We start from the raw sequence: 18548 nt of genomic DNA on the forward strand, positions 1-18548 counted from the left end.
GTGCTGATCGTCGATGACGACATCGATTTCTCGGAAAGCCTTGGTAGATTGTTGGCGCTAGAGAATTATAGCGTTCTACGCGCCGACAGTATGGCCTCCGCTAAGAAGATCGTCCAGCAACACCCCGTAGCTGTCGCTCTTGTCGATATTCGTCTTGGCTCGGGCAATGACGGGTTGGATGTGGTCCGCGAACTGCGCCGGATCAATCCCGACCTGATGTGCCTGATGATCACGGCTTTCGTTTCGGTAGAAACTGCGGTTCAGGCTTTGCAGGCCGGAGCTTACGATTATCTTTCCAAACCGTTTCACAGCGAAGACATGCTGTCCACATTGGACCGGTGTGTTGAACGGATTCAACTTCTGGACGCGCAAAAGCTGAACGACGTAAGACTGCGCCAAAAGCAGCAAATGGAAGCACTCGGTCAATTGGCAAGTGGCATAGCCCATGATTTCAACAACATTCTTGCAGTCCTTCTGAGCAATCTGAGATTGCTGGAAGAGCGGATTGGCACGGCGCAGCCGGCAGTCACGGAACTGGTTACCGAAGCAATCGGTGCGACGCATACCGGTAGTGAACTGACATCCAGACTATTGAATTTCGGATCGCGACCGGAAGACGAAGATCAGGTGGTTGATCTCGCAGCGATGTTGCCTGACTTCGCAATGATGCTGCGTAGAACTTTGGGTAAAGAATGGAGCGTCCGTCTTGACTTGCCGGATCAACTCTACATGCTCGTTTTTTCGCGCGGGCTGTTGGAAACTAGCTTGCTGAACCTTGCACTGAACGCCCGAGACGCCATGGCTACTGGGGGGACGATCACGATCAAGGCACGAAACCATCATGTCGGCCCGGTGTCTGCGACCGAACAAACGCGACCGATTATCGGTGAATTTGTTGCAATTTCGGTGATAGATACAGGCACAGGCATGTCAGACCATGTGCGGACTCGGGCGTTTGACCCGCTTTTCACGACAAAGAAGCGCGGTGATGGTAACGGCCTTGGATTGACGATGGTGGACAACTTTGTGCGGACCCATGGTGGCTGGATGGAAATTGACAGTACACTGGGACAGGGTACGACAATGACGCTCCTGCTGCCTGGCAGATTTCAGATCGGCCCTGACGGGGCAAACATATAACCAATACCACGCACGGTTTTGATAAGTTGCGCGTCGTCGGCGGTGTCGCCCAGTTTGCGGCGGATCTTGCCAATCAAAACGTCAATGCTGCGGTCATAGGGTGACCAGGAACGGTTTGCGACGATGTCCAGTATCTGTTCACGGGTCAGAACCCGCCCCCGCCGTTGTGCAAGCGCACGCAGAACGTCGAATTCGCGGCTGGTCAGCCGTATCCGTTCACCAGTCGCTGCCAGCAGATCATACCGTTCAAGATCCAGTTTCCAGCCGGCAAAGCTGAGCATCTCCATATGTTGTTCAGGGTTGGAAGCGTGCTCCATCTGTCTTGAATATCGCCGCATCACGGTACGCATCCTCGCCAGCAACTCGCGCGGCTCGAATGGCTTGGTGACATAATCATCTGCTCCTAATTCCAGACAGACGACCTTGTCGATTGTTGTGTCTTTGCCCGACAGAATAATCAGCGGGTAGTCATATTGGCCCCGCAGCCGTCTTGCCAGAGTCACGCCGTCTTCCCCCTCCGGGAATCCCAAGTCGAGCAGGATCAGATTGAAAGCATCATCTGCCAGTGCGCGCCGCATCTTGCGCCCTTCATGGGCCGTCTTCACGACAAACCCTTCCTCACCCAAAAACCGTTTGAGAAAGGTACAGATACCGCGGTCATCATCGACGACCAAAACCTTGTTTGGTTTGTATCCGTTTGCCATGAGCCAAGGGTATGCCAATTCTTTCCGCCAAGTCGACTACGAAGACAGCGCGGGGACTTTCAAATTGTCATTACAACTGGTCTCGCGTGATCTTCTGCAACAGACGATCACAATATTCGAGTATTAAGCCACTGAAAGTTATTAAAAATATGGTCGGGCAAGGCTTTGTCGCTTTGCAAGCGCACAGCGCCTTCGGTTACAAAAGTTTACAATACTGCGCACGTCGGACACAGTGCAATTACGCGACGTTGTTAAGAACTTTCCCATCCGTGCAACCTTTTGAACTTGCGCCGGATCCGCAACCGCGGGGTGCGATTTTGTCATCCCGTAGCACTCAGGGAGAAACAACATGCCAAGAACAGTATTTGAAGTTGACCTCAACAAGGCGCCGGAAGATCACGATATCAAGACCCACAATCGTTGGCATCCAGATATACCGTTCGTAGAGATGTTGAAGCCCAATGAAACTGTGCGTGTTGAATGCCATGACTGGACCGGCGGGCAAATCGGCAACAATGACAGCGCCAACGATATCCGCGACGTTGACCTGACCCGAGTCCATTATCTGAGTGGTCCGTTCGGGGTTGAAGGCGCGGAGCCAGGTGATCTGCTGGTTGTAAATATTCTGGACCTGGGGGCAAAACCGGATTCTGAGTGGGGCTTCAACGGGTTGTTTGCCAAGGAAAACGGCGGCGGCTTTCTGACCGAACATTATCCCAACGCAAGCAAATCCTGTTGGGATTTTCAAGGCATCTACACCACTTCGCGGCACATTCCCGGCGTTCGTTACCCCGGCATCATCCATCCGGGACTGATCGGTTGTCTGCCTGATCGCAAGTTGCTGGACGAAGCCAATAGGCGCGAAACCGAACTGGTATCGACCGACCCCGATCGGGTTCCACCGTTGGCCGCGCTACCCTATTCGGACACTGCGCTCATGGGACAGATGAAAGGTGACGCTTCCAGTACCGCTGCCGCCGAGGCATGGCGCACTGTTCCGCCACGCGAGCACGGCGGAAACTGTGACATCAAGAACCTGTCGCGTGGATCGAAAGTCTATTTCCCCGTGTACGTCAAAGGTGCCGGGCTTTCGATGGGTGACATTCACTTTTCACAGGGGGACGGTGAAATCACCTTCTGCGGCGCAATCGAGATGGCCGGATGGATCGATATCAGCGTCGACGTGATCAAAGGAGGTATGGCCAAATACAATGTCATCAACCCGATCTTCAAACCCAGCCCAATTGATCCGCATTTTGACGACTACCTGATCTTCGAAGGGATTTCGGTCGATGAGCATACCGGCGAGCAGTACTATCTTGATGCTCATGTCGCCTATCGTCGTGCCTGCCTTAACGCTATAGAATATCTGAAGAAATTCGGATATTCGGGTGAGCAAGCCTACATGATACTGGGTACGGCCCCGGTAGAGGGCCGCATCGCCGGGATCGTCGACATTCCAAACGTCTGTGCCACACTCGCAATTCCGACTGCGATATTTGATTTCGACATCAACCCCAATTCAACCGGACCGACAAAACAGGTTTCCGGGGCCGACGTGGCCAAGACCAGCTAGCACGCTCAATCCCTAAAAAAACACGCGGCCGGGTCAGAGGCTCGGCCGCTTAACCGAAAAAGGGAGGAATGGGGAATGCTTGGATTCCTATTGCTGTATGTAGGGGTTGTTCTGGTTCTGAACAGTCTTTGGCTGGCAGGTAAGATCGAGGATCGTGAAATTGTTGTTATCAACGTGGTATCAGGCACCGCAGCGCTTCTGGTCGCGCTTGTCTTGGTGTTCGGCAGCGATGCCGATGCTGGATCAATCCGCGCCGGATCGCTCACGTTGCTGTTCGCGACGACTTATTTCTGGGTGGCTTACAACCGGCTTGTTGCCGTGGACGGGCGGGGGTTGGGCTGGTTTAGCCTGTTTGTTTCGATCACGATCGTGCCTGCCTCGCTTAAGGCACTGACGACGGCGCAAACTACGCTGGATATATGGATGGGAGTGAACTGGGCACTGTGGGCCGTTCTCTGGTTCATGTATTTTCTGTTGCTTGCCATGAAGCGCCCTATCCTGAAAGCGACCGCCGCCATGACACTGCTTACGGGCATCGTGAGCGGCTGGATCCCGGGCTTTCTGATCCTGGACGGACTGCTGTGACGCCTGCACGTCACTTTTTACAACACGAAACCACCTCCAGTCAGAAGTGAGGAAAAAGATGCCGATCTATACGTATACTTGCACCGATTGTGGATCATTTGACACTTGGAGTACGATTGTCGATGCCTCAAATAAGATAAGCTGTCCTGTCTGTTCCAGTCCGAGCCCCCGACAGGTGGCGTTGCCTGGACTAAACCTAATGAACTCGACACTGCGCGGGTACATGTCGCGTTCGGAAAAAAGCGGGAGCGAGCCGCGGGTCGTCAACAAGAAGCACCTGGCGGGATGCGGGTGCCCGATGTGCAAGATCGGAAAGCCCAAAGAAAGACCGACGAGATACAAGTGGATGATTGGCCACTGAACAGAGTGGCCTGCGGCCGGTTTCGTCCAGGTGCCACGTTCGGCTGAGGCAAGACTTGTGCTTGAATGAGCGTTTGGCGATCTCAGGGCCGAACTTGCGTACCCACCCATAGATCGTTGCGTCATCCACATGGACACCGCGCTCCTCGAGCAGATCCTTCACATCGTGATAGAACAACGCGAACCGACAGTACCAGCGAACAACTTGCAGAATGACTTCCGTTGGAAAGCGGTGACGTTTGAACGGGCTCTTTGATGCTGGCATCGGACAATTCTTTATCAAAGGCCTGATCATGTGCTGAAGCCGGAACTTAACGCAACAATCCCGGATTTTTTGGATGCAACGACCCGGAGGCGACGAGCGATTGGAAAAAAGGAACTGTCGCTCTCAGCGACAGCCCCTTTTCCTTCAGCGCCAGTTTGACCACCTTGCGACGCACCTCATCAGGAATACGATTCCAGACGTGCTTTGGCTTGGGGGATTTATCCTCCAAGCCAGCTTCGCCACGCTTCAGATGCCGATCATACCGGCACCAGCCGGCAGTCGTTCAGTAACTCGCGCACAGCCGCGCCTAAAAAATCATTATCCTTAGGATTGCGCCCCGATCCAGCCCAGTGCCCCCAATCCGACGGGATTGGACGGCATTCGGCGTTTGGCATTTGCGACACTTCAAATGCTGCGTCTTCCTTGGGAAAATACGCATCCGTCGCGCCGGGCATCACCACGGTTCGCGCCGTAATACTGGCCAAGGCTGCTTCGAAACCCGCGTGATCAGGATGGGTGCCAATATCCGCCGCCAGCCACGTGCGGACCTGGGATAGCATGTTATTGGCATCGAACCCGGCGAAGGTTTTTTCCCAATAATCAACAAGAAAGGCCGAGAGGCTTTCAAATCCCAGCTGTTCCCAAGCCCGCATCCGATAGAAACCATGAGTCGGTGCCCAAGCCGACCAAGCCCGGCCGACTGCCTTCAGCCCCATGGTAGGCGGGTTGGTATAATAGCCCCTGCGAAACGCCGGATCGCAGGCGAGGATTGCCACCATTCCTTCCAGAAAGGCCTTGTTGTGATCCGAAACACGCGCAGCCCCGCAGTAAGGCAGCGCGGCCGCCACGAAATCCGGGTAGGATGACGCCCACTCGAAGGTTTGAAGCGCACCCATGGAGTGTCCCAGAACAAGCGCCACATGCTTGATTCCCAGGTGATCCGCCAAGGCCCGTTGCAGACGCACATTGTCCCGGATCGTCATCAAGGGAAAGTTTGGTCCGCTGAACGGAGCTGGTGTGTTGTCGGGCGAGGAGCTTAGTCCGTTGCCGGAGAGATTGGTCAGCACGATGAAGTGGCGCGCCGGGTCCAGTGGGGCCCCTGCGCCGATTAGAAACTTGCACTGCTCATGTGTGGCCCCGAAATGGCTGCAATAGATCACGGCATTACGGCCATCCGGGTCCAGTGTACCCATCGTTTCGTAGGCCAACACTGCCTCGGGCAGGACGGTGCCGCATTCCAGCGCGAAATCGGTCACACAAAATGTCTGATGGGTGTTCATCGGGCCCTCTAATCGCGGGTTAGCAGCGCTTTGGCGTTGTCGTGAAACACCTTTTTCAGCACATCTGGCGCGTATCCGAGATTCTTGAACTGTTCTACTTCTTCCTTCAGGCTGTCGCACTGTCCACCGGGATAGGCGGTGGCAAAAAGCACTTTGTCGGGGATCAGCGTATTGGCGGCCTGCACGATCATCTCGGCTCCCGGCATTGTGTGATAGCCGGCGTTTTCAAACCACACATTGTCATGGCGCATAGCGATCGCGATCATCTGTTGGGTCCAGGGCCAACCGCCATGAGAACAGACAATGTCCAGATCCGGAAGATCTGTGGCCAGCGCGTCCACTGTCATCGGATCACCATGTTCCATTCGCAGCGGCTTTATCGGCAAAGGTCCGATGGTCAGGATCACCGGCACGTTCAACTCGATGCACTTCTCGTAAAGCGGATAAAGACGCCGATCATTCGGTGCCATGAAGGCGAAACACGGATCAAGCGAGACGCCCGAGAGACCCAGTTCGCGAATGGCGCGATCGATTTCTTCGACCGCGGCCCGGCCCTTGAGCGGATCGGCCCCGGCAAAACCGATGATGCGATCTGGATACTTGCCCACGATTTCAGCGAGGTAGTCGTTAGAGACTTTCTCGCCCCAGTTGGTTTCAGCATCCCGGGCAGGTATGACGGCCTGGGTCACGCCGGCAGCATCCAGTGTCGCGATGAAATCCTCGATCGAGCCGAGCGGTTTGGGTTTGAAACCCATGCGCTCGAACTCATCGATCATTGCGGGATTGGTCTGGACATATTCAAATTCCCTGGTGGTCGGCCGTGCCCTGAAATCGATGATATTCATGGGAAAATCCTTTTTTACCGTCACGCGACTTGGAAACCGCCATCGACCACAAGTGTCTGGCCGGTGATGTAATTGGCGGCAGGGCTGGCAAGGAAGAAGATCGCAGCGGCGACCTCCAACGGTTCTGCCAGGCGACCGAAGCGGTAGCGCTGCTTCTCGGTGTTCGGTCCGACAAAAACGGTCGGACCCTTGCGCAATTCTTCGACGCCTTCGGTTTCGGTGCCCCCGGGAAGAACCGCATTGACGTTGATACTGTCCGGCGCAAGGTCGAAAGCCGCAGATTTAGTCAACATGTTGACGCCACCCTTGGACGCGCAATAGGCGGCATTGCCGATAACACCCGGATGCATCGAACTGGTGGATGAGACATTTACGATTCGCCCGCCCTCTGGGTTGTCCTGCATCAGGCGCGCGGCTTCGCGCATGCACAGGAAGGCACCGCGCAGGTTGACGCGCTGGACCGTGTCCCATTCCTCGGCGGTCACTTCGGTGAAGGGCGTCTTGGGCATGATCCCGGCATTGTTTACCAGGATGTCCACCGTGCCGAAGCGTCCGGCGGTGTCCTCGAAAAGGCGCCGGATCGATTCCTCGTCGCCAACATCGCAGGCCATGGCAACGGCGCTGTGACCTTCCGCGACCAGCGCATCAGCCACCGCGCGCCCTGCCTCGGCGCGGCGATTGACGATCACCACATTCGCGCCGGCTTCTGCCAGAAGCCGTGCCGTGGCTTTGCCGATTCCGGCGCTGCCACCGGTGACCACTGCCGTCTGACCACTCAGGTCCGTCATGCGGCGCAGCGTATCGCCGTTGAATTCAAGTTTCTTTTTGGCCATGGCTCAGGCCACCGCTTTTTCAAGAGGGCCGTCCCAGGCGTCGTAACCGAAGATCCAGTCCGGATCAGCGAAGTCGCGCAGCCAGATGTCATGGTTCCGCGCCGTGTATTGTACCTTTGCAGTGCGCGCGATGCGGTTGGCCTCGTATACGCGAAATGCGTGATCGATATCGTCCGGAAAGGCACCAATGCACCGGGCCAGCATCGCGCCGTCCTCGACCGCCATAGCCGCGCCCTGGCCCAGATAGGGAGGCATTGGATGAACCGCGTCGCCCAGCATCGCGATTGGACCATGCGTCCATTTCTCCAACGGCTCGCAGATGAACTGAGACCACATCGACGACCGTTCCGGCGGCATGGCTTTGACGACCTGAACAAGATCGGGATGTGCGCCGTCAAAGGCGTGCAATATTCCCTCGATATCGGCGGGGGCCGACGACCCTTCGAAGTCCCAGGTTTCGCGTGGGGTGCTTGTATAGACGAAGAACTCCTTGCGGTCGGGGGTGAAGAAATAGTGGTTCACCATCCGGTGTTCGCCTTTCTCTCCCCACCACTTGGTATAAAGACCGGTTTCTTGGTCGCCCAGCTTGCCCAGAAGCTCGGTCGGGAAAATCGACCGATGCGCGACCTGTTTCATGAAGACCGGCTTTGGTGCCCCTGCGAGAATCGTCCGCAGCTTGGAGTTCACCCCGTCGGCGCCGATAACGATGTCGGGTGTTGCGGTCGATCCGTCCTCGAAGGTCAGCAGTGGCTTGCCGTCCTTCAATTCGTAGCCCACGAGTTTCTTGTTGAACACAACAGTCTCAGGATCAACGGCACCGGTGACAGCGGCATGAAAGTCGCCACGATGCGCTTGCAGATAATGCGCGCCAAACCGGTTTTCGCCGTCGACCTCATAATCCAACAGGGTCTCGCCCGTGTCCCACTTACGGCTCACCCAGTTTTTCATCGCGACACTGGTATTCAGGAATTTTTGTTCCAGTCCCAGTATCCGAAGGACCTTGACCAGGTTGGGGCCCAAGTGGATGGCTGCGCCAACACGGCCGAATGCCGGGGCTTGCTCGTACAGTGTGGTGTCGAATCCCTGTCGTTGCAGTAAAGCGGCTGCGGTTGAACCGCCAAGGCCGGCCCCTACGACGGCGATTTTCAAATTGGCTTTTGACATTTTTCAACCTCTTCTTTGTGTTTTGCGCCTGAAGAAAGCGCATTCCGGCGTGCAGAGTCCGGCAATTGAAGCGCGTGTGCCGCTATCTTTGGGCGAACGCATGTGGCGAGAAGAAGCAGGCGAAAAAGCTCAAACTCAAGAAAATTATCCCACTGATATAAAAATGTTATCAGAAGGAAGATTTTCTGGACTGTTTCGGAGAGGGCTCGTTAGATAGGTCAATACCAGCGCCCAAGAATGCAAGTCAGGGTGCAAAATAATACTTACAAAACATAGGGATATAAGGGTGCAAAGCACCGCATGCATCTATGATAAGGTGCGGCCCTCACCCAACACGGAGAAAGTCCAGATGACGATCAAGACCACTTTTCGAACGCTTTTGACGGTCAGTGCGCTGGCTATGACGGCCTTCGCCGCCGGGGGAGCCCCGGCAACGGCGGAAACGACGCTGCGCCTTATCACCGGCTGGCCGACCACGTCATTCTTTCATGTTCCGCTTCAGAATTTCGTGGAAGAGGTGAACAGGCGCGGTGAAGGGTTGGTCCAGATCCGTATTGTCGGCGGCCCCGAGGTTACGCCCCTGTCGGAACAAATCGGATCACTCGATCTGGGCGTGAATGACATGTGGTATGGCACGATCTCGGCGTTCCAGCAGCGTGTTCCCGAGGCTCGCGCGCTGGTCCTAAGTGATTATACAGCGGCGGAGCTTCGTGAGCGCGGATCTTTTGACCTGTTGCGCCCGTTCTTTGACAAGATTGGCCTGCACTATCTGGGCTATTTCGGCTCGGGCTACACGTTTTATGTCTACCTTAACAAGGAACCTGCCCAGACAGCGGATGGCGATATAGATCTGACCGGCATGCGGGTCCGGGCACCCTTTCTGTGGCATCCGATCATGAAGCATGTGAATGCGACGCCGATAAATGTCGAAGTCGCCGAGCTGTACGAGGCTCTGTCGCGGGGCCGGGTGGACGGGTTCGGTTGGCTGGATATCGGGCTGACGGATTTTTCCTGGCAGGATCATACCAATTACCGGATCACGCCCAACTTTTGGCAGGGCGATGTGTCGGTGCTGGTTGGCAAGGAGGCTTGGACCAAGCTGGAGCCAGAAGCACAAGAACTACTGACCGAAATCGCGATAGAATACGAGCTGATCGCGCACGACTACATGATAGGCTTGCAGAAGGCCGAGACCGCGGCACTGCATGACGCCGGTATGCAGGATATCGAATTGCAGGGCGAGGCGGCCGCAGCCTATCTCGCGTCAGCGACCGAGGCACTGTGGGATCTGGTGGAAGACTCTTCGGGTGCGGAGAACCGCAATACTCTCGAAGCTGCATTCACGCGTTAACGCGCTTCCATCGAGTGACGGCCTGCCAGGCTGAACCCTGGCGTCAGCCGTCCCTTTGAGATTTCCCTTCATCCCACACGAAAGAGAGTGAGCATGATCCGGCTTTTTGACGGCTTGTTGAATGCTATGGCGATTATTGCAGGAATTCTGATCGCCCTGGTCCCCCTTTTGATCTTCTACGACGCTGCCCTGCGTGTCCTGCGGATAGGGGCATCGGTCTGGGTGAACGACTACAGTGCAATTTTCCTCGTCTATGCGACCTTTCTTGCTGCTCCCTGGCTGCAACGCGAGCGTGGACACATTTACGTGGAGGTTATCGCCGACCAACTGCGTGGCGTCCCTCGTCGCAGGTTGGCACAGTGTGTGGCTCTGATCTGCGCGATTGTGTGCCTCTATCTCAGCTACAGATCCGCAACCGTCGTACATGCCAATATCGAATATTACGACGTTTCCGCGATCGAGACTCCGCGCTGGGTTCGCTTCGCGCCGCTTCCCATAGGGTTCTTTCTGCTCGCACTCCAGTTTCTTCGGGATGCGTTCGGTGCCGGGGCACTATCCAACGAAACCGTGGCTTTAGGAGGCTAAAATCATGGAATGGTATTCTGCCGCCCTTCTGATGTGTGGATTGATCCTGTTCCTGATGGCGCTTGGTTTCCCCGTCGCCATAGGCTTTCTGATCACCAATATTGTGGGAGTTTACTTGTTCATGGGTGGCGAGCGCGGAGTCTCGCAGCTGGTCGCCAACGGTGCGACCTCCGTCAACAGCTTTTTGCTGGTGCCAATTCCGCTTTTCATCATGATGGGCGAATTGTTCTTTCGATCCGGCCTGTCGAAACGCGCTTTTGACGCACTCGACAAGCTGTTTGGAAACTTCAAGGGGCGGCTGTCCTACATCACCATCGCGGGTGGGACGGTCACGGCAGCGATGTCCGGTTCCAGTCTGGCCAGCACCGCGATGCTGGGATCGATTATGGTGCCCGAGGGCGAGCGGCGCGGCTACAAAAGTGCGTTTATCGTCGGACCGTTGCTGGGGGCCGGGGGGCTTGCCATCCTGATCCCGCCGTCGATCCTCATGGTGTTACTGGGTAGTCTGGCGCGGATCGATGTCGGTTCGCTTCTGCTTGCGGGGTTGATCCCCGGACTTCTCCTGGCAACGTTTTATGCCGTCGCAATCTTCATCATGACAAAGCTCGATCCCGAAGGTGCGCCGGACTACGCTGCTGAGAAAATCTCGATTGGTCGAAAATTCCGCATCTTCACAACGGATGTTCTACCGCTGTCGCTTGTGATCGTGGCCGTGGTCGGCACCATCATCGCCGGTATTGCCACCCCTTCTGAATCCGCGGCGTTCGGTGTGCTTGCTGTCCTGGTGCTGATGGTGTTCTACCGTTGTTTCGCAATCGACGTGTTGGTTCGCGCGGTGACGGAATCCCTGCGTTTTTCGGTGATGATCTTCTTTGTAATCGTCGGTGCCTCCACTTTTTCGCAGGTCTTCGCCTATTCCGGTGCCACCCATGGGCTTGTGAATTGGGCAACAGGGTTCGATTTCGGCATCTACACGATGATTGCGGTCATTTTCATTGTCTTGCTGGTTGCCGGCATGTTTCTCGATGCAATCTCCACCATGATGCTCACGATCCCTATTCTTCTGCCCATCGTGCAGGACTTGGGCTTCAACGAAGTGTCCTTCGGCGTGATCATGATGATTTCACTGGAGATCGGCGCAGTGACGCCGCCGCTGGGGCTGGCGCTTTACGTCATGCATTCGATCACGGGTGGATCGCTCCGCCTTTCGCAAATCTTCATGGCCGGGCTGCCCTTCTTGATCTGTTCCATCCTGCTGGTGGTGCTGATCGTCGCTTTTCCGCAACTGGCGCTTTTCCTGCCTGAATTGGCACGATGACCAAAGCGTCCATACTTCCCTCCACCAATTTTCAACCGAAAGGAGCCTACCATGCTTCATACTGATGTCGGACCCAAACTCGCCCGTGCAGCGATGGTATTCGTGCGTGACATGATGTGCGTGAAGAAGGACGAAAGCGTTCTGATCACCATCAATACAGGCGCTGACCTGACAGCGGTGAATGCCATTCAGGACGCGGCCTATATGATCGGGGCGAAGGTCTCGACACTGATCCTGGCACCGCGATTGCCGTTTCAGGGCGGGCTGGCCGATGCCTACGTGTCTGACACGGTTGAGGCCGCGGTCACCACTTGCGATGCCTGGATCGACCTGTGCATGCCGTACATGGCGGGATGCCATGCTCATGACGAGGCGATGAAAAACGGGCGTACACGCTATGTGCTGGCCGCCGATATCGGCGCGGATGAAATCGTGCGTATCTTCGGCGGTGCCGATCTGGACGCCCTGTTTGAATTTGGGGACATATTCTCCGGGCTGATCGAAAAGTCCGTGGGCAAGACCGGGCGCGTGACGACGGCGGCTGGCACGGACTTGACCTTTACGCTGGCACCGACCAACGGGTTTGCCCTGTCCAAGGCCAACAAGCCGGGCGGCTACTTTGTCCCCGGTACGGTAGTGTTCCTTCCCGAGATAGAGACCGTACAGGGCCAGTTCGTTACCAGCGACGTGCTCCACGAATACTATGTTACCGGATTCGAGCCAATGACGCTGATCCTTGATGGCGATGTCAAAGAAGTGGTTGGCGGCGGCCCCGAAAACAAGGTGATGATGCGGGCTCTGGAACGGGCTGGCGACGGTAATCTGGGCCATGTGGTTCACTTCACTTGTGGATTTCACCCCACAGCGCGCTACACCGGCCAGTGTTTCATCGAGGATCAGCGAGTGATTGGCTACAACGCGATCGGGCTTGGCGTACCGTTCTGGGAACCCGGCGGTGGCGAAAACCACCCCGACACCGTGATTGGGATGCAATCGCTCTGGATCGATGGCGAACAAATTCTGGACGACGGTGTCTTTGTCGGGAATGCGCAGATGCTTGAAGCCTTCAAGAAGCTAACTCCGATCTACGGCTGATCTTCCTCAAAAGGACGTATCTCATGATATCCGAAACATATAATCCGCAGGCTACGCGCCTGCGGGGCTTCTACATGCATGTCGAGCGCTTTCTGGACGGAAGCGATACGCCGCGCGCCTATCTCGACCGGTGTCTTGATGAAATCGATCGGCGCGAGGGCGATGTGCGCGCCTTTGTAACGCTGAATATCGATGGGGCGCGGGCGGCGGCTGATGCGTCGACGGCGCGCTACGCCGCCGGCGCTCCGCTTTCGGAAATTGACGGGATGCCCTTCGGTATCAAGGACTTGTTCGAAACCGAGGATATGCCGACCAAATGCGGCAGTTCAATATTCAAGGATAACCACACCGGGCGCGATAGCGCTTTGATCGCGGGCCTGAGAAAGGCGGGCGCAATCATTCTTGGCAAGACAGTCACCACTGAATTTGCATTCTACAATCCTGGCCCAACGCGGAATCCGTTCGATCTCGGCCGCACTCCGGGCGGTTCATCAAGTGGATCAGGCGCGGCTGTTGGTGCGGGGTTTGTGCCTGTGGCCATCGGCAGCCAAGTCGTAGGCTCGCTGATCCGGCCATCCAGCTACAACGCGAATTACGGCTTCAAGCCTTCTTTTGGCGCGATCAACCGTGAAGGTGCCTATTCCAATCTCAGCCAGACTTCGCTTGGCACACATGCGGCGACGCTGACCGATGCTTGGGTCGCCGCACGCGTTGCAACGAAATTCTGTGGCGGCGATCCGGGATATGTGGGCCTGACCGGTGACGTCGCATTGCCGGAGTCTGCGCGTCCGGGACGCCTTGCCCGGTTCGATAGCGCGGGGTGGGACAAGACATCGCCGGACATTCAAGCGAAATTCGATGCCTTGATCCAGACGCTGTCCTCGGCAGACATTCCGATTGCCGGGCGCCAGAACAGCCCTCGGCTGGAAGGTTTCGAGCGGCTGATGACGCCTGCGCTGGACGTGACGAATGACATCTGCGGCTATGAATCTCTATGGCCTCTCAAGTATTATCACAGACGCGATCCCGACTCGTTAAGTCAGAACATATCGGCGCGGCTATCGGATTGGGAAAAGATTTCCGCCGATCAGTACGCGGTACTTCTGGATAAACGACAGGCAATGCGCGCCGCGCATGAGGCGCTCAGCGACGAGTTTACGGCCCTCATCACACTGTCTGCCCCCGGTCCGGCACCCAAGGGCCACGACTGGACCGGCGATCCCATTTATGCGGTGAACTCCTCTGTCCTCGGGGCTCCGGCCATTAGCCTGCCGTTGCTGGAGGCGGAAGGCATGCCGCTTGGAATTCAGCTTATCGGTTACCCGCGGAAGGACAGAGAGCTGTTCGCATATGCACGATGGATACTCGACGTATTGGGCCTCAAACCCTGAAGATATGACACTGGAGAATAACAATGACCACTTACCGCATCGGCCAGATCGTGCCCAGCTCAAACACCACCATGGAGACCGAGATCCCCGCAATGCTGCGTGCGCGTGAAGCGATCCTGCCGGACCGTTTTACCCTTCATTCCAGCCGGATGCGCATGAAAAAAGTGACAAAGGAAGAGCTTGCGGCCATGGATGCGGACAGTGACCGCTGCGCGCTTGAGCTTTCGGATGCCAAGGTTGATGTGCTGGGATATGCCTGCCTGGTGGCGATCATGTCGATGGGCAAGGGATACCACCTGACATCGCAGGACAGGCTCCACCGGGTGACCGTGGACAACGGCGCGCCCGCCCCCGTTATTACCAGCGCTGGGGCGCTCGTCGATGGGCTGCATGAGATGGGTGCCAAAAAAATTGCGCTTATCTGCCCGTATATGAAGCCGTTGGCACAATTGGTGATCGACTACATCGAAGATCAGGGTATCGAGGTTGAGGATTCCATCGCGCTGGAAATACCCGATAATATTGAGGTCGGCCGTCGCGATCCGGCTGCGCCTGCAGAGATCGCGGCAGGTCTGAAGACCGCAAACGTTGATGTGATCGTGGCGTCTGCATGCGTTCAGATGCCATCGCTCGCATCGCTGCCGCTAATAGAAGCGAAATACGGGTTGCCCAGTGTCTCGGCAGCGGCCTGTACGACGCATTTCATGCTGAAATCGCTTGGGCTAGATCCAACGGCTCCGAATGCGGGCGCGATTCTTTCCTGATATCACAACTGGCCGGATGCAAAGCCGATCAGAGTATTGCGTGAATAATCCAGTCAACAACGGTCGGCGCCGGGACCGGCGCGACCGGTCTTAACAGGCCGCTGCAACTGCCCGAATGCCGTGGACGGTACGCCCTCGAACTATGGATCCAATATGACCAACCAACAGCCCTCGCTGCGCGATTCCAACAGAATGTTCGGCTGGACAGCTGTTTTCCCAACTGCGGAAATATGGAAAGGCATTGCTGTCGCACTTTTGATCGCGGCGGCATCGACGTTCCTGTCAGAGCATTACGGTGTTCCGAAAATGCTGTTTGCCCTGCTCATTGGTCTGTCGTTGGGTTTTTTGTCGGACGTCCCCGCACTCGAACCCGGCTTGTCCTTCTCGGCGAGGACCGTGCTGCGTATCGGGGTCGGCCTCTTGGGGGCGCAGTTGGGGCTCAGTCAGGTGCAGGCGCTGGGAATCGCGTCAGTGGGCGGCATAGTCGCGCTAGTTATGACAACCATCCTGTGCGGAGTGGCGCTTTCATATCTGTTCGGTCGTAAAGCGGTCTTTGGCATTCTGTCCGGCGGCTCGGTAGCAATTTGCGGCGCGTCTGCCGCGCTGGCGCTTTCTTCCGTTCTACCGAGGCATCCAAGTCGGGATAAGGATACCGTTCTAGTGGTCATCACTGTCACCGTCCTGTCAACCATGGCCATGGTGCTATATCCGGTCCTGTTTCAGGCTCTCGGCTACAGCGATGTCCAGACTGGGTTTCTCCTTGGAGCTACAATTCATGACGTCGCGCAGGTTGTGGGTGCGGGCTACTCCATAAACGACGAAGTCGGCATCGCCGCCACCGTGGTCAAGATGCTGCGTGTTGCCATGTTGCCCCTGATCCTGATCGCAGTTCATTTTTGGTTCCGTAACAGCCAGACCGGTAAGTTGGCCTTTCCATGGTTTCTTCTCGCCTTTGTGTTTCTGGCAATCGTAAGATCGGTTTTTGATATACCCGAATCTGTGGTTCAGTTTCTGTCGGCCATGTCACAATGGATGATGGTGGCGGCAATTTCTGCAATTGGCGTGCGATCGAACCTGAGGGCAGTCTTGAATGTTCAACCTTATCTTTTCTTCATTCTCATTTCCGAAACTTTGTTCCTTCTTGTTGGCGCAACCGTGTTCAGTAGCTATTTTATTGATTGAAGGTTAATCCCGCCGAGTTTGATGATCCAACGCCGGATGCTCTCGTAAGATATCCAGCTCAGTTCTTTCGAATATGATACCGCTTCATCTTGCGGTATAGGGTCGGCCGGGAAATTCCCAAGACATGCGCAACCTTGGTCAGGTTGCCGTTCTCGGAAATGATCGTCCGCCGAATGGCGCTGGCCTCAATGCTCTCCAGATCTCCGGAATGGCCGCGAAGGATGTGTTCCAATGCGTCCTCGTCATCGTTCTCGAAATCGTCGAGGATCTCCGGAGGAAGGTCGCGCTCTGTCACGACGTTGTCGGTCTTAATCAGATAGAAACGGTGCATGACATTTCGCAACTCCCGGACGTTGCCGGGCCATTGATACCCGGCCAGCAACTCAAGCACCTTATCGGTAAAGACCATCGGAGGCTGTCCAGTCTGTTCGGAAAAATGCTCTGAAAAGTGGTGGACAAGCTCCAGAATATCATTGCCACGTTCACGAAGGGGAGGCACTTCGATGGTCATCAGGCTTATACGGTAGAACAGATCGCGCCGAAAATTTCCCTTCTCGATTTCAGTGCGCAAGTTGCGGTTGGTCATCGCAACCAACCGGACGTCGACTGGACGCCTTTGACTGTCCCCGACCCGGTAGATCGCGCGCTGTTCCAAGGCCCGCAGCAGATAGGGCTGAAGCTCGATTGGCATATCGCCAACTTCGTCAAGACAAAGAACGCCTTTGTTGGCAAGTTCGAATTTACCGGCGCGACCGCCGCGCGCGGCACCGGTAAAGGCACCATCAACATAGCCAAACAACTCTGCGCCGATCAGATCGCTCGAAATTGCAGCACAGTTGACTGGTACATAGGGGGCAGCCGCCCCCGGAAGTTGACTGTGGATCAGGCGGGCAAACAGTTCTTTCCCGACCCCGGTTTCACCATGGATCAGAACCGACACGTTGGCCATCGCAGCACGTTCCGCAAGGCTGATCGCATCGACCATCTTGGGCGAAGAACCGACGATCTGAGACTGAACCTCTGAAACGTTGATGCGCGGCTTGATCTTGTAGGCCTCGTTGGGGCCTTTCTGGAGCTTCGCCCCATCTTTCAAGAAAACAGCCACCCCCCGAAAGACACCTTCGAGATTCAGTCTCTCGATGCCCTGCGTTTCAATACTCAGAGGCAGGAAATTCGGAATTTCCTGATCTGACAATCCTTCTAGTTTCGGCAAGAGCTTGTGACCGACTGACAGTTCTTTAGTGCGCCGTAGCACATCGGTTTCCAGCCCCCGACGGAACAACACCCGTCCTGTCTGATCCACCAGAATGACGCTGTCATGGGCGCGGCTGTGGTTCGACATGATAAAGGCTTCGAGCAACTGCGTACGTTCAACCTGCCTCTGTTCAGCCAGCGCGATCTCGATTTCGCGCGCGGTCGCCAGTACCAGGGCCACATTATGCTGTCTGAAAATCTGCGGTGGCCCCGAAAGATCCACCACCCCGATAATTGCTTGCGTAAGTGGATCGTAGATCGGCGCGCCCGCACAGGTCCACGATTGCACGCCTGCCACAAAGTGTTCGGACGCATGAACATAGGTCGGTTTACCGGTCTTCAGCACAGTGCCAATGCCGTTGGTTCCGATTATGTTCTCATTCCAGTCACCACCAATTTCCAGGTGAATGCCCTGCCCCTCATCCAGCACCTCTTCGTCGCCAATTGCATCAATGATCACACCCTGATCATCTGCAAGAATCAGAATGGTTCTGGCTTCTGTCAGATGCGGTTCAAGCCGTTTGAACGCGGCCGAGGCCGCCTGTCGCAACGCAGCGTTCCGTTCGCGACGCAGGTAAAGTTGGTTCTCGTCCAGGATTTTGTGCGAGGCCGGGCCCTCGACAGCGACACCCAGCTGTCTGCTGCGCTTCCAGGAATCGAGAATTTCATCACGAACCGCGGGGGGTCGTTCGTCACCGTCCTCGCTTGAAGAAACGAAACGTTCCCAAGCCTCTCGTGTGTAGGAATCCGAATAGCTGGAGTTTTTAGACAATGTTTGACCCTCTTGCTTTTCGACATAGGCTGCCAGTCCTGTACCTTGGCCGAGGAAAATTATCCTTCTGATTCACTTCATTGA

At 56.0% G+C, this 18548-nt stretch carries 19 protein-coding genes; 12 read left to right on the forward strand and 7 right to left on the reverse strand.

The window, feature by feature from the left end:
• On the forward strand, window positions 1-1140 hold the full coding sequence (locus B8991_RS14055) for a sensor histidine kinase (protein ID WP_179141501.1): 1140 nt from the start codon (window positions 1-3) through the stop codon (window positions 1138-1140).
• Here the strand turns inward: B8991_RS14055 and B8991_RS14060 are convergent.
• Window positions 1110-1844 (reverse strand): winged helix-turn-helix domain-containing protein, encoded by a 735-nt coding sequence (locus B8991_RS14060; protein ID WP_084353628.1) that lies wholly within the window; start codon window positions 1842-1844, stop codon window positions 1110-1112. The genes B8991_RS14055 and B8991_RS14060 overlap by 31 nt on opposite strands.
• Window positions 1845-2193: 349 nt before the next feature.
• Between B8991_RS14060 and fmdA the strand changes: the two genes are divergently transcribed.
• From fmdA to B8991_RS22325, 3 genes are all read left to right on the forward strand, one after another.
• Complete coding sequence (gene fmdA, locus B8991_RS14065) at window positions 2194-3420, forward strand: formamidase (protein WP_084353629.1); 1227 nt, start codon at window positions 2194-2196, stop codon at window positions 3418-3420.
• 75 nt (window positions 3421-3495) lie between these two features.
• Window positions 3496-4005, forward strand: coding sequence for an AmiS/UreI family transporter (locus tag B8991_RS14070; protein WP_084353630.1), 510 nt, complete (start codon window positions 3496-3498; stop codon window positions 4003-4005).
• 58 nt (window positions 4006-4063) lie between these two features.
• Window positions 4064-4366 carry an FmdB family zinc ribbon protein gene (locus B8991_RS22325; RefSeq protein WP_084353631.1) on the forward strand — a complete coding sequence of 101 codons (303 nt, stop codon included), beginning with the start codon at window positions 4064-4066 and terminating at the stop codon, window positions 4364-4366.
• Between the two features lie 310 nt (window positions 4367-4676).
• On the opposite strand, the gene B8991_RS21140 is transcribed toward B8991_RS22325, so the two are convergent.
• Genes B8991_RS21140 through B8991_RS14095 form a run of 5 tightly spaced genes read right to left on the reverse strand, consistent with a single transcriptional unit; the run spans window position 4677 to window position 8752 of the window.
• Window positions 4677-4859 carry a hypothetical protein gene (locus B8991_RS21140; RefSeq protein ID WP_143514607.1) on the reverse strand — a complete coding sequence of 61 codons (183 nt, stop codon included), beginning with the start codon at window positions 4857-4859 and terminating at the stop codon, window positions 4677-4679.
• Window positions 4860-4887: 28 nt separating this feature from the next.
• On the reverse strand, window positions 4888-5910 hold the full coding sequence (locus B8991_RS14080; protein WP_084353632.1) for an alpha/beta fold hydrolase: 1023 nt from the start codon (window positions 5908-5910) through the stop codon (window positions 4888-4890).
• A gap of 8 nt (window positions 5911-5918) precedes the next feature.
• Window positions 5919-6755 (reverse strand): amidohydrolase family protein, encoded by an 837-nt coding sequence (locus B8991_RS14085; protein WP_143514608.1) that lies wholly within the window; start codon window positions 6753-6755, stop codon window positions 5919-5921.
• A gap of 20 nt (window positions 6756-6775) precedes the next feature.
• Complete coding sequence (locus tag B8991_RS14090) at window positions 6776-7588, reverse strand: SDR family NAD(P)-dependent oxidoreductase (protein WP_218673229.1); 813 nt, start codon at window positions 7586-7588, stop codon at window positions 6776-6778.
• A 3-nt stretch (window positions 7589-7591) separates the two neighbouring features.
• Window positions 7592-8752 carry an FAD-dependent monooxygenase gene (locus B8991_RS14095; RefSeq protein WP_084353634.1) on the reverse strand — a complete coding sequence of 387 codons (1161 nt, stop codon included), beginning with the start codon at window positions 8750-8752 and terminating at the stop codon, window positions 7592-7594.
• Between B8991_RS14095 and B8991_RS21145 the strand changes: the two genes are divergently transcribed.
• From B8991_RS21145 to B8991_RS14130, 8 genes are all read left to right on the forward strand, one after another.
• Window positions 8739-8969 (forward strand): hypothetical protein, encoded by a 231-nt coding sequence (locus B8991_RS21145; RefSeq protein WP_143514609.1) that lies wholly within the window; start codon window positions 8739-8741, stop codon window positions 8967-8969. The two genes, B8991_RS14095 and B8991_RS21145, sit on opposite strands and share 14 nt — an antisense overlap.
• A gap of 132 nt (window positions 8970-9101) precedes the next feature.
• The gene (dctP, locus tag B8991_RS14100; protein WP_084353635.1) at window positions 9102-10103 is read left to right on the forward strand and encodes a TRAP transporter substrate-binding protein DctP; all 1002 of its coding nucleotides are present in this window, start codon (window positions 9102-9104) and stop codon (window positions 10101-10103) included.
• Between the two features lie 93 nt (window positions 10104-10196).
• Window positions 10197-10688: a TRAP transporter small permease gene (locus B8991_RS14105; protein WP_084353636.1), complete on the forward strand. Its 492-nt coding sequence runs from the start codon at window positions 10197-10199 to the stop codon at window positions 10686-10688.
• A 4-nt stretch (window positions 10689-10692) separates the two neighbouring features.
• Window positions 10693-12006, forward strand: coding sequence for a TRAP transporter large permease (locus B8991_RS14110; RefSeq protein ID WP_084353637.1), 1314 nt, complete (start codon window positions 10693-10695; stop codon window positions 12004-12006).
• Between the two features lie 51 nt (window positions 12007-12057).
• Window positions 12058-13101 (forward strand): 2,5-dihydroxypyridine 5,6-dioxygenase NicX family protein, encoded by a 1044-nt coding sequence (locus tag B8991_RS14115; RefSeq protein WP_084353638.1) that lies wholly within the window; start codon window positions 12058-12060, stop codon window positions 13099-13101.
• A gap of 23 nt (window positions 13102-13124) precedes the next feature.
• A complete protein-coding gene (locus B8991_RS14120) occupies window positions 13125-14492 on the forward strand; it encodes an amidase (RefSeq protein ID WP_084353639.1) in 1368 nt (455 codons plus the stop codon).
• Window positions 14493-14515: 23 nt separating this feature from the next.
• On the forward strand, window positions 14516-15256 hold the full coding sequence (locus tag B8991_RS14125) for a maleate cis-trans isomerase family protein (RefSeq protein ID WP_084353640.1): 741 nt from the start codon (window positions 14516-14518) through the stop codon (window positions 15254-15256).
• Window positions 15257-15409: 153 nt separating this feature from the next.
• Window positions 15410-16438 (forward strand): YeiH family protein, encoded by a 1029-nt coding sequence (locus tag B8991_RS14130; protein ID WP_235866634.1) that lies wholly within the window; start codon window positions 15410-15412, stop codon window positions 16436-16438.
• Window positions 16439-16496: 58 nt separating this feature from the next.
• Here B8991_RS14130 and B8991_RS14135 read toward each other — a convergent pair whose 3' ends face one another.
• The gene (locus B8991_RS14135; RefSeq protein WP_235866635.1) at window positions 16497-18464 is read right to left on the reverse strand and encodes a sigma-54-dependent Fis family transcriptional regulator; all 1968 of its coding nucleotides are present in this window, start codon (window positions 18462-18464) and stop codon (window positions 16497-16499) included.
• Window positions 18465-18548 lie beyond the last annotated feature (84 nt).

It is taken from the genome of Primorskyibacter flagellatus (genome assembly GCF_900176485.1).
Taxonomy (GTDB): Bacteria; Pseudomonadota; Alphaproteobacteria; order Rhodobacterales; family Rhodobacteraceae; genus Primorskyibacter; species Primorskyibacter flagellatus.